The sequence below is a fragment of the Shimazuella sp. NTD248 genome (assembly GCF_059510395.1).
On record NZ_JCAJZT010000032.1, the window covers coordinates 1 to 457 of the forward strand.

General features: G+C 41.1%; 1 protein-coding gene. It reads right to left on the reverse strand.

The window, feature by feature from the left end; all coding sequences use genetic code 11:
- The coding region (locus AC5WOE_RS20005) for an IS110 family transposase (protein WP_496053350.1) at positions 1-208 on the reverse strand (208 nt) is incomplete at its 3' end.
- Positions 209-457: the final 249 nt, after the last annotated feature.

Sequence of the window (457 nt, forward strand, 5' to 3'; positions counted from 1 at the left end):
AGTACTGGATGAATAAGTTTTTGGAAGTTTCGGCAGAAATGATCACGTTAGCAAAATCGACTGTGAAGGTACGAATTTCTTGTAGTACCCGATCAACCCCTTCTGGCGAATGAGGAACAATAAATTCTTTCTGAACGTTACCAGAAGAATCTAGGATACAAACATCATGTTTACGATCGGCAAGATCAATTCCTACAAAATAGTTCATGAACATCCTCTCCATTTTCTCTATTGGGTTCATCTACCGTTGCGATGGCCTCGTAGATTCGGTGTATAGCAACACTACGCCCTAAAGATCGTCTAGTAGGTAGATAGAGACATTTTGGGGGATTAGTCTTTCACCAGCAATGATTAGAAATCTCGCAAGGAGGTGATGAATCTCCCCAAAACGTACCCAATTCTTATGTTAGATCAGGCTCTATGCCCTGTCTATGAATGATATTAACCTACGAGGAGG